General features: G+C 43.2%; 1 pseudogene. It reads right to left on the bottom strand.

Going from position 1 to position 549, the window contains the following annotated elements:
* Positions 1-549 (bottom strand): annotated as a pseudogene (locus HT736_RS11890) (transposase); the annotation flags it as partial.

The following is a 549-nucleotide window of genomic DNA, read 5'->3' as shown; positions in this document are numbered from 1 at the left end:
CAAAGAAGTCTTCCATTAGAGGTTGGAGCTCTTCTTGACGTTTCTGTAGTCGTTCATCAGCTGGCAAAACCTCCCAGTCTCTTTCCAAGGCAAATAACTGGTCACAATAAGCTAAACCTTTAGCTCCTAAGGATGAGTTATCTGCTTGCTTGGGGGTGGATTCAAAAAACTTCCTTCTCACATGCGCCCAACATCCAACAAGTTCAGCTTCTTCCAGTTGACGATAAGCTTCTAGCGGTTCGCAGCTTACCAAGCTTAGCGTCATCTTGTTCCTAAATCTTGGACTGCTATCGCATAGGCAGAACTAGAGTACTAAAGTCCTAAGTTACTGCCGCAACATGTCACAATGCACATAGCCAGAATAATCTCCTAGGAATTCTTGTACTACTGAACCACTTCGACGCTGATCATGGTGGTAAAGCCTAATCCCTTGTTTCTCTGATTTTCCTGACAAAAAAGTCCAATAGTAGGTCAGATGGCTATCACTTTCTAAGACCTGATAAGAGGTTTCATCCGCATGAAGAAGAGCTTGTTCTAACAACTTTTCTC

Origin of the sequence: Streptococcus sp. 339, assembly GCF_013277285.1 — a bacterium.
GTDB lineage: Bacteria > Bacillota > Bacilli > Lactobacillales > Streptococcaceae > Streptococcus > Streptococcus pseudopneumoniae.
Note: the sequence above shows the minus strand (reverse complement) of the source record. Positions and strands in the feature narration are given on the sequence as shown.